This is a genomic window from Thalassobaculum sp., from assembly GCF_040219215.1.
Lineage (GTDB): Bacteria > Pseudomonadota > Alphaproteobacteria > Thalassobaculales > Thalassobaculaceae > Thalassobaculum_A.
This window is the reverse complement of the sequence record NZ_JAVJSX010000008.1, coordinates 545,990-559,344: the sequence shown is the minus strand read 5'-3', so window position 1 is coordinate 559,344 and position 13,355 is coordinate 545,990. Positions and strand designations below refer to the sequence as shown.

Sequence of the window (13,355 nt, the reverse complement as noted above, 5' to 3'; positions counted from 1 at the left end):
AGTGGAAATTCGAACATGGCCGTGTTGCAGACGATGAATTTGACGCTCAGTCCTTGCTCCCCAGAAGACCGCGCCGACTTCATCGACCTTGAGCTTGATCCAGAGGTCATGCGTTTTCTTAACGGCGGCGCCGTTGACCATGAGAAGACCGACCCGAAGCACGTGACGTTTCTCATGCCGAGAGGAACAGAGCAGCACGTTTGGACGGCGCGTCGAACCATCAATGATGAGTTCGTCGGGTGGTTCTGTTTGTTTCCAGAGAGCCAGACGCTAGCCGAGATCGGATATCGCCTACGCCGGAAGGAATGGGGTCGGGGGTTCGGAACGGAAGGGGGGCTGGCTCTCGTAAACTGGGGATTCAGCGCCGCAGGCTATGACAAGATCGTGGCATGCACCATGGCGGTGAACCAGGGCTCGCGCCGCGTGATGGAGAAGATCGGCATGAGATACACCCGCACGGTCTCCTTCAACTCCGCCCCGTTCCCAGGCAGCGAGCACGGGGAGGTCTGGTACGAGTTGACGCGCTTGGAATGGAACGGCAGCTAAGGAAGAAGCCCGCTCGGGGTCACCTTCAGTCCTGCTACCCACTCCCACACCGCCGGACGTCGCCCGCTAGATGTCGGCAAAGATCTCCAGCAGATTGCCGTCCGGGTCGCGGAAGAACAGGGTGCGGTGGCCGAACGCCTGGTCGGTCGGCGGTGACAGCAGGGTGATGCCATGCTGCGCCAGTTCGTTGGCGCAGCGGTCGACGTCGGCGACCGGCACCTTGAACGCCAGCTGAAGGGCGGCGCTGCCGGCCGGGACCGGCGCGTCGGCCGCGGTGCGGCTCGGCGTGGCCAGGGCCAGGGTGTTGGCGCCGACCCGGTACTCGATCCACCCCGCCGACAGCTCGCGCAGCAGGGCGAAGCCGAGGACGCCCTCGTAGAAGCGGCGCATCGCCGCCATGTCGCGCACGAATATCACCGTGTAGTCGATCGCCCCGATGGCCCGGAATGCCGAGCCGGCTTTCTGATCCCGGTCGTTCATGATCGTCTCTCCTCCAACGCTGCCGGGCCCGTCTTGCCCACGGTCACAGCCAGCCAGTCCAGAGCCTCGGCCACGCTCGCCGCCACCGGCAGGTCCGGTGGAGCGGGGCGACGGATCATGACGACGGGCACCTCGAGCGCACGGGCCGCCACCAGCTTCGCGGCACCGGAGACGCCGCCGCTGTTTCGGCAGACCATCGCAGCGACACCCTCGCGCTCCAGCAACGCCCGCTCCGACGCCGCGTCGAACGGGCCGCGTCCGACCAGCACCCGGCAGCCGGGCCAAGGCGGCCCGAACGGGTCGACGGTGCGAACCAGGAAGCGCACGCCCGCGACCGATGCGAAATCCATGATCCGCTGGCGGCCGAGCGCCAGGAAAACCGACGTTCCATCGAGCAGCCCCAGTCCCGCCAAGGCGGCAGCCGCCTCGGCCTCGTCTCCAACCTCGAGCCAGCGGTCGCCGGCCCCGGCCACCCAGCCCGGACGGACCAGCGCCAGGCGCGCCACCCCAGTCGCCCGCGCCGCCTCGGCGGCGTGCGCCGAGATCTGCCGGGCGAACGGGTGGGTGACGTCGACCAGGGCCGCATAGCCTTCGGCGCGCAGGTGTTCGGCCAGCCCCTCCGGCCCGCCGAACCCACCGACCCGCACGGAGCCTGCGACCGGTGCCGGATCGACCGTGCGGCCCGCCAGGGCGGTGACCGGCTCGAACATGCCACCCTCCGCCAGCGCGGCCGCCAGCCGCCGCGCCTCCTCGGTGCCGCCCAGGATCAGCACGCGCTCAGCCACCGGCTTCTCCGACCACCACGCCCTGCCGGTCGACCACCAGCACCTCGACGGCCACCGGGGCGCCGCGCAGCGCCTCCAGCGCCGTCGCCCGGGCCAGCGCTGCCACCCGGCCGGCCAGCGGCAGGCCGGCATCGGCCGCGCGCGACAGCACCTCGGCGGCGGTGTTGGCGCTGCGGGTCGCCGCCGCCAGACCGGCATCGCCGCCGAGATCGACGAGTTGGTCGGCCAGCCAGTCAAGATCCACCTGACTGCGCCCGGAATGCAGGTCGAGATGGCCCTGCGCCAGCTTGGAGAACTTGCCGAACCCGCCGGCCAGGGTCAGGTTCGGCACCGGATGCGCACGCAGGTATTTCAGCAGCCCGCCGGCGAAATCGCCCATGTCGAGATAGGCGATGTCCGGCAGGGAATAGCGCTGCATCACCAGCGCTTCGGTGGTTGAGCCGGTGCAGCCGACCACCCGGTCGAGCCCGGCGGCGCGCGCCACGTCGATGCCGCGGTGGATCGAGTGGATCCACGACGCGCAGGAGAACGGCACCACGACGCCGGTGGTGCCGAGAATCGACAGCCCGCCGACGATGCCGAGGCGGGGGTTCCAGGTCTTGGCCGCCAGCGCTTCGCCGCCGGGAATCGACACCTCGATCTCGACATCGCCCAAATCGCCGTGCGCCACCGCCACCTCGGCGACGATCTCGGTCATCATCCGGCGCGGCACCGGGTTGATCGCAGGCTGGTCCGGCGGGATCGGCAGGCCGGGCAGCGTGACCGTCCCGACGCCCGCGCCGGCCCGGAATGTCACCCCTGACCCGGCTACGCCGCGCCGCACCGTGGCGATGACGGTCGCACCGTGGGTGACGTCCGGATCGTCGCCGGCGTCCTTGACGATGCCGGCCATTGCCCAGCCGTCGGCCAGTTGCTCGCGCGCCAGGACGAACGCCGGCGCCTCGCCCTTCGGCAGCCGGATCGACACCGGATCGGGGAAGGCGCCGGTCAACAACGCGGTGTACGCCGCCTTGGTCGCGGCGGTTGCACAAGCGCCAGTCGTCCAACCGCGCCGAAGCGGACCTTCCGGTTTACGGGCCATGACGGTTTTCTACCCCGTCCGGTCGTCCCGGGACTAGGCCCGCGACGCCGCACTCGGGTACGGTAGCGCCATGAATCGCGCTCCCTATTCTCCGCCGGACTTCCAGACCGGCCATGTCTGGCTGTGCGGCGCCGGGCCCGGCGACCCCGGCCTGCTGACCCTGCACGCGCTCCACGCCCTGCAGAACGCCGATGTCGTGGTCTATGACGCGCTGGTCAGCGACGGCGTTCTGGGCCTCGCCCGGGCCGAGGCGACCCTGGAATACGCCGGCAAGCGCGGCGGCAAGCCGTCGCCCAAGCAGGCCGACATCTCGCTGCGGCTGGTTCAACTGGCGCGCCAGGGGCTGCGAGTACTGCGACTGAAGGGCGGCGACCCGTTCGTGTTCGGCCGCGGCGGCGAGGAGGCGTTGAGCCTGGTGGCCGCCGAGGTGCCGTTCCGCATCGTGCCGGGCGTGACCGCCGGGATCGGCGGCCTCGCCTACGCCGGCATTCCGGTCACCCACCGCGACACCAACCACGCCGTCACCTTCATCACCGGCCATGACGCAACCGGCGACGTTGCCGGGGTCGACTGGGCCGCCCTGGCCAAGGGCGCGCCGGTGCTGGTGATCTACATGGCAATGAAGCACCTCGGGACCATCGCCGACCGGCTGATCGACGGCGGCAAGGCGGCCGATACCCCGGTCGCCATCGTCTCCAACGCCGCCCTGCCGGACCAGCGGGTGCTGGAGACCACCCTGGCCGGGGCCAGTGCCGATGCGGAGGCCGCCGGAATGGCGCCGCCCTGCGTGGTGGTGGTCGGCGCGGTCGCCCGCCTGCGTGCCGGCCTCGACTGGCTGGGCGCGTTGACCGAGGGCCGCGTGCTGGAGGCCGACCCGCTCGGCCTCGGTCGGGAGCGGCGAACCGGGTGACCTCGCAGTACCCAAGGCCCGCGCCCGGCCTCATCGTCGCGGCGCCATCCTCGGGCGCCGGCAAGACCACGGTCGCCACCGCGCTGATGGCGGCGTTCACCCGGCGCGGCCTTCAGGTGGCTCCGGCCAAGGTCGGTCCGGACTACATCGACCCCCGCTTCCACGAAGCGGCCACCGGACGCTCCTCCATCAACCTTGACGGCTGGGCAATGCGACCGGACTGCCTGGACGGGCTGGTTGCCGACCGCGGCGGCGATGCCGACCTGGTGGTGGTCGAGGGCGTGATGGGCCTGTTCGACGGCGCGCCCACGGCGGGTGCGGTTGACGACGGATCGACGGCCGCGCTGGCGCGGCGCACCGGCTGGCCGGTCCTGCTGGTGGTCGATGCGGCCCGGCAGGCCGGGTCGGTCGCCGCCCTGGTGCACGGCTTCCGCAGCTTCGATCCGGCGGTGCCGGTGGCCGGCGTGATCCTGAACCGGGTCGGCAGCGACCGGCACACCGGCCTGCTGCGCCATGCCCTCGCCCCGCTGGGCCTGCCGGTGGTCGGCGCCGTCCCACGGGATGCGGCGACCGACCGGCCGTCGCGCCATCTCGGCCTCGTGCAGGCCGGCGAAGACCCGGCCCTGGCGGACTGGCTCCACCGGATCGTCGCCCTGGCCGAAACGCATGTCGATCTCGACGGGGTGCGGGCTATCGCCCGCCCCGCACAGGTCGGCGGCGCGTGCGCGCCTCCCCTGCCGCCGCTCGGCAATCGGATCGCGGTGGCGCGCGACGAAGCGTTCGCGTTCCTGTATCCGCATCTGCTGGACGGGTGGCGAAACGCAGGCGCCACGTTGACGTTCTTCTCCCCGCTCGCGGACGAACCGCCCGCCCCGGATGCGGACGCGGTGTTCCTGCCCGGCGGGTACCCTGAACTGCACGCTGGCAGGCTCGCCGCCGCCGACCGGTTCCGCGCCGGCCTCCGCGCCGCCGCCGGGCGCGGCGCCTGGGTCCACGGCGAGTGCGGCGGCTTCATGGCGCTCGGCGACGTCCTGGTGGATGCCGACGGTACCAGCCACCGGATGGCCGGCCTGCTGCCGCTCACCACCCGGTTCGACGCGCGCCGCCTGCACCTCGGCTACCGGCTGATCACGACACGGACCGAGACCCCGTTCGGTCCGGTCGGAACATGCCTGCGCGGTCATGAGTTCCACTATTCGACCGTCGGAACCGAGGGCGCCGCCGATCGCCCGTTCGAGGTCGAAGATGCGGCCGGAACAGTCCTCGGCTTCCAAGGCCTGCAGCGCGGGCGCGTCTTAGGATCCTATCTGCACCTGATCGACCGGACGTGAGCGGGGGGTCAGGAACAAAAGGGGAAAATTAACCAGTATCACGAACCCGTGATCACGACGGGAACAGAACGTCAATTTGCCTGAGCGGACGCTTCGCGTCGCTTGGGCCGGACTGTCAGGTTGTCATCTCTATGATTAGCTACCGCTGCGCGCCCGCCATTCGTCTGCCTCGATCGCAAATCCCTGGACCGTGAAGCCGTTGTAGTCAGTCTCCCCGGTCGATCGCAGGCCCACCGCCTCCAGCACCCGCGCGGACGCACCGTTCTCCGGCACCACGAAGGCGACGATCCGATCGAGCCCGACACGCTCAAAGCCGAACCGCAGGGCGGCCGCAGCCGCCTCCCGTGCAAAGCCCTTCCCCCAGTGCGGGCGGGCCAGGGCGTACAGCACCTCGACGTCCGCCGAACGCTCCATGGACGCCAGGCCAGCCTGGCCGACGAAGGCACCGGTCGCCGCCTCCTCGATCGCCCAGACCCCAAAGCCGCGCCTCCAGGCCTCGCGGAACGCCGCGATCCGCGAGTCGGCGATCTGCTCGGCGAACGCGACCAGCGCCTCGCCGCCGGGCAGGTAGCGCACGACATCCGGGTCGCCGCGCATCGCCGCGTAGGCATCGCGATCGGTCGGCGAAAAGCCGCGCAGCGTCAGTCTGTCGGTTACGATGCTCGGTATCCGGGACTCACGCATCAGCCATGCGGGGTCACGGGTTGCGGTCGGGCTTCACCCGCTCGATACTCCGCTGCCTGTCCGTCTGCAACCCGGAGTCCCCCAATGCCCATCGTCAATCGCATCGCCGAGTTCGCCCCGGAGATGACCGAATGGCGGCGCGACCTGCACGCCCATCCGGAACTCGGCTTCCAGGAAAGCCGTACCAGCGACGTGGTTGCGGCCAAGCTCGCGGAATGGGGGATCGAGGTGCACCGCGGCCTCGGCGGCACCGGCGTCGTCGGGGTGCTGACGGCCGGCACCGGCGGCCGGACGGTCGGCCTGCGTGCCGACATGGACGCACTGCCGATCAGGGAGCGCACCGGCAAGCCGCACGCCTCCACCAATGACGGTGTGATGCACGCCTGCGGCCATGACGGGCACACCACCATGCTGCTGGGTGCCGCCAAGTACCTGGCCGAGACCCGGAACTTCGACGGCACCATCCGCTTCATCTTCCAACCGGCCGAGGAAGGTCTGGGAGGCGCCAAGCGAATGGTCGATGAAGGGCTGTTCCAGCAGTTCCCGTGCGAGCGGGTCTACGGCATGCACAACATGCCGGGCATTCCGGTCGGCGAGTTCGCGGTGGTCGAGGGCCCGGTGATGGCCGCCGGCGACACCTTTGAGATCCGCATCCAGGGCCGCGGCAGCCACGCCGCCATGCCGCACCAGGGCATCGACCCGGTGGTGGTCGGCTCCAGCGTCGTGATCGCGCTGCAGACCATCGTCAGCCGCAACATCAAGGCCCAGGACGCCCTGGTCGTGTCGGTCACCGAGTTCCACGCCGGCGAGGCGTTCAACGTCATTCCCGACAGCGTGACCCTGCGCGGCACGTGCCGGACCCTGGACCCGGAGATCCATGCCTCGCTGCCGGACCGATTCAAACGGGTCATCGACGGGGTGTGCGCGACCTACGGTGCGACGTCCGAGATCGACTACCATCAGGTATTCCCCGTCACCATGAACGCCGCCGAGCCGACCAAGGTGGCGGCCGAGGCGGCAACATCGGTGGCCGGGCAGGAGCGGGTGCAGCGCGACCGCCGGCCGCTGATGGGCTCGGAGGATTTCGCCTACATGCTGAACGCGGTGCCCGGCTGCTACGTGTTCGCCGGCAATGGCGACACCGCGGCGGTCCACCACCCCGAGTACGATTTCAACGACGACTTGCTGACCCACGGCGCCAGCTACTGGTCGACCCTGGTCGAGCGCGAACTGAAGCGCGCCTGACACCGGCCGGCCTGCACACGCCCGAAAGGAGAGCATCATGCCGATCGTCAACCGCATCGCCGAATTCGCCGACGAGATGACCGAGTGGCGGCGCGACCTGCACGCCCACCCGGAACTTGGCTTCAAGGAGAACCGTACCAGCGACGTGGTCGCGGCCAAGCTGGCGGAATGGGGCATCGAGGTGCACCGCGGAATCGCCGACACCGGGCTGGTCGGCGTGCTGAAATCCGGCAACGGCGGCGGCACCATCGGCCTGCGCGCCGACATGGACGCGCTGCCGATCCTGGAGCGCGGCGAAGGTCCGCGTGATCACCGCTCGACCAATGACGGCGTGATGCACGCCTGCGGCCATGACGGCCACACCACCATGCTGCTGGGAGCCGCCAAGTACCTGGCGGAGACCAGGAACTTCGACGGCACCGTGCATTTCATCTTCCCGCCCGCCGAGGAGGGCCTCGGGGGCGGCGACCAGATGGTGAAGGAAGGCATGTTCGACCGGTTCCCGTGCGAGACGGTCTGGGGCATGCACAACATCCCCGGCATCCCGGTCGGCAGCTTCGCGGTCTCGCCGGGGCCGATGATGGCGGCGCGCGACAACTTCATCATCACCGTCCAGGGCCGCGGCAGCCACGCCGCCATGCCGGACCAGGGCATCGACCCGGTGGTGGTTGGCGCGCATCTGGTGATGGCGTTGCAGACCATCACCTCGCGCAACATCGAGGCCCAGGACGCCCTGGTGATCTCGGTGACCCAGTTCAACGCCGGCCATGCCTTCAACGTGGTACCCGACACCATCGAGTTGCGCGGCACCTGCCGGGTGTTCGACCCGGCGGTGCAGGCCAGCCTGCCGGAACGGATCGAGCGGATCGTCAATGGCGTGTGCGCCACCTTCGGCGCCACCGGAAAACTGGAGTACCTGAAGGGTTATCCGGCCACCATCAACGACCCTGCACAAGCCGAAGTCGCCGCCAAGGTAGCCGATGCCCTGGCCGGGCCGGATCGGGTCGACCGGGCGCCGAAGCCGATGATGGGCGCGGAGGATTTCTCCTACATGCTGAACGTCCGGCCCGGTGCCTATGTCTGGGCCGGCAACGGCGACACCGCCGGCGTCCACCATCCGGACTACGACTTCAACGACGACCTGCTGCCGCACGGCGCCAGTTTCTGGGCCCGGCTGGTGGAGGACCGTCTGCCGCGCCGCTGATCGCAGCCGTCAGTTCAGGCTCATGAAGCTTGTGACGTGCGTCTGAATCCCCTCGGACGATGATCTCGACGCCGATGGCGGTCAGGACCAGACCGAAGACCTGTGTCACGACATTCAGCCCGATCCGTCCCAAGCAACGGCGAATCGGGACCGCCAGCATGTAGATCACCCACATCAACGCGGCGACGCCGATGATGATGATGGAGACAGTCAGGAAACCATTGTCCCCATGGTCGTGCTGTGACTCCAGAACCACTGCGGTGATGGTCCCGGGTCCGGCCATCAGCGGAATTCCGAGCGGCACCACCCCGACCTTCACCGCCTCTGTGTCGCCATGCTCCTCGGTATCGGCAGCGTCGCCCGCACCGCCACGGAGCATGCCAAATCCGGCCATCGCAATGATCAGTCCGCCGGCAATCTGGAAAGACGGCAACGTGGTCCCCAGCGCGGTGATCACAACCGTGCCGACGTACTGAGTGATCAACAGAATGACGATCATCGTCAGCACGGAGGCGGTTGCTGTCGTGATGCGGCCACGCATGCTCATCCGCTCGGTCATGCCGATGAACATCGGAAGGCATGCGAACGGTGCCGTGATGGTGAACAGCTCGATCGCGAACCTGGAGGCTTCAGACCAATTACCCATCAATTCTCCTCACGGCGATTGGCTCAGTGCGGCGCAATGTCCGGCTTGTCGCCAACCCGGTGCGGCGGGTTGCGGTGCTCGATCTCCAGCAGCAGCGCTGTGTGGTCGTAGCCGGTGACGCCACGGTCGTGCAGCGACTGGAACAGCGATCGGGCGAGATTCACGAACGGCAGTTCCAGCCCGCAATCCGTCGCCGCTTCCACCAGCGCGTTCAGGTCCTTCAGGATATTGCGGACCTGACCGCCCGGCATCCAGTTGCGGTCCAGGATCCGCTGGCCATGCTCGTGCAGGATGCGGCTCTCGGAGAACCCGCCGCGCAACGCCTCGCGGACCGACGTCGGGTCGGCGCCACCAGCGGCGGCCAGCAGCATGGCCTCGGACAGGCCGCCGACCCCGATCGCCACGATCGCCTGGTTGCACAGCTTCGCCAGTTGCCCGGCCCCGTCAGGTCCAACCCGGGTCGGACGGCCCATGGCCGCCAGGACCGGTGTGGCATCGACGAAAGTGTCTTTGTCGCCACCGACCATGATCGCAAGGTTCGCCTCTGCGGCACCCCGCGTGCCGCCGGACACCGGCGCATCGAGGTGGCGCAAACCCATGCCCGCCAGGCGCTGGGCGTGAACCTTCTCGACCTTTGGTGGGATCGAACTCATGTCGACGAAGATCGCACGAGGTTTCATCGCTTCGGCGACCCGGCGCGCGAACAGGATCTCCTCGACCGCCTCGGCGTTGGTGACCATGGTGCAGACCACGTCGGCGTCCGCCACCGCCTCTGCGGCTGTGTTTGCCACCAGAACGCCCGCCTCCGCCATCTGCTGTGCCTTCTCGGGTGTGCGGTTCCACACGGTGGTCGGCAGATCGGCCCGGGCAATGTTGGATGCCATTGATGCACCCATCAGGCCGATGCCGAGGAAGGCTACGCGGGGTGACGGCATTCCGTTCTCCGACCGATCATCTGTTCAAACCGCCACAGTTCCCTGCAAGGCTTCAAAGGCCTGACGGAATGCCGTCGCCTTGTGGAGCACCGCATCAGGCGCATCTCCAGGCTTATACAGTGCCGAGCCGAGTCCGAACCCCGATGCCCCTGCCGCCCAGTACGCAGCCATGCTCTCCGGCACGATACCGCCGACCGGCAGGACCGGGACCGCTTTCGGCAGCACTGCGCGCAACGCCTTGAGGACCGGCGGTGGTGCGGCTTCGGCCGGAAACAGCTTCAGCGCGTCAGCGCCGGCATCAAGCGCCGCGAACGCCTCGGTCGCCGTCGCAAACCCCGGCACCGACAACAGCCCCGCGGCCTTGGTCGCACGGATCACCGCGGTGTCCGCGTGCGGCATGACGATCAGGCGGCCGCCGGCCGCCGCGACCTGCTCGACCGCCTCGCCGGACATGACGGTACCGGCACCGACCAGCGCCCGTTCGCCCAGTGCCTTGGCCAGCCGCTCGATGCTGTCGAACGGGGACGGCGAGTTCAACGGCACCTCGATGATCGCGAACCCCGCCGCGACCAGCGCTTCTCCAACCGCCACGGCGGCGTCCGGGTTGATGCCACGCAGGATCGCCACCAGGGGCAGCCGGTCCATCCAGGGTGTCAACGTGGTCATGGTCGATGGTGCTCCCTCAGGCGCGCCGCCAGCAGGTGCAAGCCGCGCGCTGCAGCGTCCGTCGGACCTTCACGCGACGCGACGCCGATGCGCTGCAACGCCTGCCCATACAGCGCGACCAGCCCGCCTTCACCAATCAGGTGAACGACGCTGCCATCGTGCGAAGCGGTGGCCGAACGCAACTCGTGGCCGATGATCAGCCCGGACAGGAAGGCGCCTGCCGTCGTCGGTTCCAACTCGCCGAACAGTCCCGCCGCCCGCACGCCGAACAGATGCTGCAACAACCCGCCCTGGTCGCCGGATCGATCGACACCGTCCAGAAACGCCACGTCATCCCAGGCCGCGTGGTCGATGGTCCGCCCCAGGATCGTGTGGCGGCGCAGAACCTCGAACGCTTCGCCGGTCATGTAGGTTGCAAAGCCGATGACCCGGGCATCGGCGACCTGTGCCCATTTCGAGTGGCTGCCCGGCAGACAGACCGTCGCCCGCTCGACACCAAGTCGGTCGACCGCTCCCAGGATCTGCACTTCCTCGCCGCGCATCACGTCGGGCACCCCGGAGGCACCACGGGTCGACAGCCCCGGTGCCAGGTACACCCGGCGCCCTCGCGCCAGATCCAGCGGCACCATCGCGCCAGCCAGATCGCCAACCGCCGCCGGGCACCCCAGATATGGCGCCTCCAGCCAACCCTGCCGGCTGCCGATCATGCCGGACAACACCACCGGCACCTCCGCGGCAGCATCCAACCAGTCGCCGACCAGCTGTTCGAATGCGCCGTCAAAGTCGCCGTCGTCAATGGTCCGAATGCCGGCATCGGCGCGGCGACCATCGAGGATACGGCCTTCGGCATCCAGACGGTAGGCTCGAAATGATGACGTTCCCCAGTCGACACCGAGGGCCGCGACAATGGTCACGAATTGGGTTCCGGGATCGACGGCTCCATGCACAACGCCCGCCAATCCGCGTCATGCCGCTCGAACCAGGTCCTGACGGGATTGACCAGTTCGGGCTTCGACCGAGGCGACGCGAAGCCGATCCACAGGAGGTAGGTGTAGGCCACGATGTCGACCCAGCCGGGCTCGTCTCCAGCCAGATAGCGGTGCTGGTCGAGCGTCGGCTCCAGCCGGCCGATCGAGAAGGCGAGGTCCAGTTCAAGGGCACCCCGCAACGACTCGAGCTCGTCGAAGCTCTTGCCGTACCGTGCTTCCCGACTCTCCTGAAAATACGCCCGGTCGTCGGGCATAAGTCGGCGCAGGAAGTCGGCCGCGACCAGTGGACCGATCCGGCTGCCCAACTCGCGCTCCAGGTCGGCGCCTCCCTTGGCGCCGCCATCGCCCATCAATCGAGGGCCGGTCGAACTCATCGTGTCGAGGTGCGCGGCGATTGCGTCGGACGTGGCGAACATCGCCCCGTCGATGGCCAGCACCGGCACGGTGCGGCTGCCGGTGATCTCGGCCAGTTGATCGACGTCGGCGAACCGCATCGGCCGACGCTCCACCGTTATGCCCTTGAGAGCCAGGGCGATACGGGCACGCCAGCACACCGGACTTGGGCAGAGGCCGTCCATGCCGGCTCGTTCGTAAAGGACAGGCAGCACACTCACGGATCGACTCCCACACGGACCAGCGCCTTGCCGGTGTTGCGGCCGGCGAGCAAACGGACCAGCGCGCCGCCGGCGTTCTCAAGCCCGTCGGTCACGTCCTCGCGCCAGCGGAACCGGCCGGCACGATACCACTCGGCCAAGTGTTCGATAATGCCAGCGTAGCGGTCGAAATGATCGAGGATCAGAAAACCCTGCATCCGAGCTCGCTTGATCAGCAGTTGCCGGTTTGGGCGCGGCCCGACCGGAAGCGGAAACGATGGCATTCCGATGGTACCGCATATCGCGATCCGTGCGCCAATGTTGATCCGATTCATCACACAGTCGAACTGTTCCGCGCCGACATTGTCGAAAAAGCAGTCGACACCGTCGGGACAGGCGGTGTCCAGCGCCGATCCTAGGTCCGGAGTCGCCTTGTAGTCTATCGCCGCGTCGAAACCGAATTCCTCAAGGCACGCGTGCACCTTGTCCGGACCGCCGGCGACCCCGACGGCGCGACAGCCCAGCGCCTTCGCGATCTGCCCGACCATCGAGCCGACCGCGCCCGCCGCGGTCGTCACCACCACGGTCTCACCCGCCTTCGGGTTACAGAGCTCAACCAGCCCGACATAGGCGGTGGCGCCGTTGATCCCCAGGACCGACAGGGCCGTGGAGATCGGCGCCAGCGCCGGGTCGACCACGCGGTCGATGTCCGATCCGTCGGACACCGCAAAACGCCGCCAGCCCTGCCGGCCCTGCACGATGGTGCCGACCGGGTACCCGGCATGACGCGACTCGATGACTTCACCGACCGTGAATCCGGTCATCGGCGCGCCCAACGGTACTGGCGTGGAGTAGTTGGCGGCCTCGGCGATCCACCCGCGCATCGCCGGCTCCAGCGACAGCCAGATCACACGAATCAGGAATTGCCCCGAGCCGACGGTCGGCATTGGCGCCGGCACCGGCTCGAACAGCTCGGCCGTCACCGACGGAGCCGGTCGGCCTCGCAGCAGCACCTCAAGATTGTCATCCACTGTACCGCCCCCTGGTCACGCTCACCGCCAGGATCATAACCACCACCGCCTGCGAGGCCAGCCCCCGCATCCAGCCTGCGAAAGCCCGTGACACGCCGGTTGCGTTGCCGAAAGGCGACCGATGCGCTTCGCCTCAGCCAACTTGACACCCTCCGCCCCCCTTGCGACGCTCGCGGCGACCTGTCGGCCCGCGCCCGCGGCCCCGGCGTCCTATGAAACAGACTGCACT

At 68.7% G+C, this 13,355-nt stretch carries 15 protein-coding genes; 5 read left to right on the top strand and 10 right to left on the bottom strand.

What is annotated here, in order from left to right:
• The first annotated feature begins 15 nt into the window (after positions 1–15).
• The gene (locus tag RIC54_RS08100; protein ID WP_350086566.1) at positions 16–546 is read left to right on the top strand and encodes a GNAT family N-acetyltransferase; all 531 of its coding nucleotides are present in this window, start codon (positions 16–18) and stop codon (positions 544–546) included.
• Between the two features lie 66 nt (positions 547–612).
• Here the strand turns inward: RIC54_RS08100 and RIC54_RS08095 are convergent, their stop codons facing one another.
• The 3 genes from RIC54_RS08095 to RIC54_RS08085 are packed head-to-tail and all read right to left on the bottom strand — an operon-like array spanning position 613 to position 2,892.
• Positions 613–1,026, bottom strand: a complete 414-nt coding sequence (locus tag RIC54_RS08095; protein WP_350086563.1) for a VOC family protein — start codon at positions 1,024–1,026, stop codon at positions 613–615.
• Complete coding sequence (locus RIC54_RS08090; protein WP_350086560.1) at positions 1,023–1,811, bottom strand: cobalt-precorrin-6A reductase; 789 nt, start codon at positions 1,809–1,811, stop codon at positions 1,023–1,025. The genes RIC54_RS08095 and RIC54_RS08090 overlap by 4 nt, the downstream gene beginning before the upstream one ends.
• Positions 1,804–2,892: a cobalt-precorrin-5B (C(1))-methyltransferase gene (locus RIC54_RS08085; RefSeq protein WP_350086557.1), complete on the bottom strand. Its 1,089-nt coding sequence runs from the start codon at positions 2,890–2,892 to the stop codon at positions 1,804–1,806. Before RIC54_RS08085 ends, RIC54_RS08090 begins: the two co-directional genes overlap by 8 nt.
• A gap of 70 nt (positions 2,893–2,962) precedes the next feature.
• Here RIC54_RS08085 and cobA point away from each other — a divergent pair, with 70 nt between their 5' ends.
• Positions 2,963–3,802, top strand: a complete 840-nt coding sequence (gene cobA, locus RIC54_RS08080; protein WP_350086554.1) for a uroporphyrinogen-III C-methyltransferase — start codon at positions 2,963–2,965, stop codon at positions 3,800–3,802.
• On the top strand, positions 3,799–5,133 hold the full coding sequence (locus RIC54_RS08075; RefSeq protein ID WP_350086551.1) for a cobyrinic acid a,c-diamide synthase CobB: 1,335 nt from the start codon (positions 3,799–3,801) through the stop codon (positions 5,131–5,133). The genes cobA and RIC54_RS08075 overlap by 4 nt, the downstream gene beginning before the upstream one ends.
• Positions 5,134–5,268: 135 nt before the next feature.
• Here the strand turns inward: RIC54_RS08075 and RIC54_RS08070 are convergent, their stop codons facing one another.
• Positions 5,269–5,817 (bottom strand): GNAT family N-acetyltransferase, encoded by a 549-nt coding sequence (locus tag RIC54_RS08070; protein WP_350086548.1) that lies wholly within the window; start codon positions 5,815–5,817, stop codon positions 5,269–5,271.
• An 84-nt stretch (positions 5,818–5,901) separates the two neighbouring features.
• Between RIC54_RS08070 and RIC54_RS08065 the strand changes: the two genes are divergently transcribed.
• Entirely contained in the window at positions 5,902–7,062 is a 1,161-nt protein-coding gene (locus tag RIC54_RS08065; protein ID WP_350150920.1) for a M20 aminoacylase family protein, read from the top strand.
• Positions 7,063–7,099: 37 nt separating this feature from the next.
• Positions 7,100–8,266: a M20 aminoacylase family protein gene (locus RIC54_RS08060; protein WP_350150918.1), complete on the top strand. Its 1,167-nt coding sequence runs from the start codon at positions 7,100–7,102 to the stop codon at positions 8,264–8,266.
• On the opposite strand, the gene RIC54_RS08055 is transcribed toward RIC54_RS08060, so the two are convergent.
• Genes RIC54_RS08055 through RIC54_RS08030 form a run of 6 tightly spaced genes read right to left on the bottom strand, consistent with a single transcriptional unit; the run spans position 8,193 to position 13,126 of the window.
• Positions 8,193–8,912 carry a MarC family protein gene (locus RIC54_RS08055; protein ID WP_350086539.1) on the bottom strand — a complete coding sequence of 240 codons (720 nt, stop codon included), beginning with the start codon at positions 8,910–8,912 and terminating at the stop codon, positions 8,193–8,195. The two genes, RIC54_RS08060 and RIC54_RS08055, sit on opposite strands and share 74 nt — an antisense overlap.
• 23 nt (positions 8,913–8,935) lie before the next feature.
• Positions 8,936–9,847 (bottom strand): NAD(P)-dependent oxidoreductase, encoded by a 912-nt coding sequence (locus RIC54_RS08050; RefSeq protein ID WP_350086536.1) that lies wholly within the window; start codon positions 9,845–9,847, stop codon positions 8,936–8,938.
• A gap of 24 nt (positions 9,848–9,871) precedes the next feature.
• Positions 9,872–10,513: a 2-dehydro-3-deoxy-6-phosphogalactonate aldolase gene (locus RIC54_RS08045; protein ID WP_350086533.1), complete on the bottom strand. Its 642-nt coding sequence runs from the start codon at positions 10,511–10,513 to the stop codon at positions 9,872–9,874.
• Positions 10,510–11,427: a 2-dehydro-3-deoxygalactonokinase gene (locus tag RIC54_RS08040; RefSeq protein WP_350086530.1), complete on the bottom strand. Its 918-nt coding sequence runs from the start codon at positions 11,425–11,427 to the stop codon at positions 10,510–10,512. The genes RIC54_RS08045 and RIC54_RS08040 overlap by 4 nt, the downstream gene beginning before the upstream one ends.
• On the bottom strand, positions 11,424–12,116 hold the full coding sequence (locus RIC54_RS08035; protein ID WP_350086527.1) for a glutathione S-transferase family protein: 693 nt from the start codon (positions 12,114–12,116) through the stop codon (positions 11,424–11,426). Before RIC54_RS08035 ends, RIC54_RS08040 begins: the two co-directional genes overlap by 4 nt.
• On the bottom strand, positions 12,113–13,126 hold the full coding sequence (locus RIC54_RS08030; protein ID WP_350086524.1) for an NADP-dependent oxidoreductase: 1,014 nt from the start codon (positions 13,124–13,126) through the stop codon (positions 12,113–12,115). The genes RIC54_RS08035 and RIC54_RS08030 overlap by 4 nt, the downstream gene beginning before the upstream one ends.
• Positions 13,127–13,355: the final 229 nt, after the last annotated feature.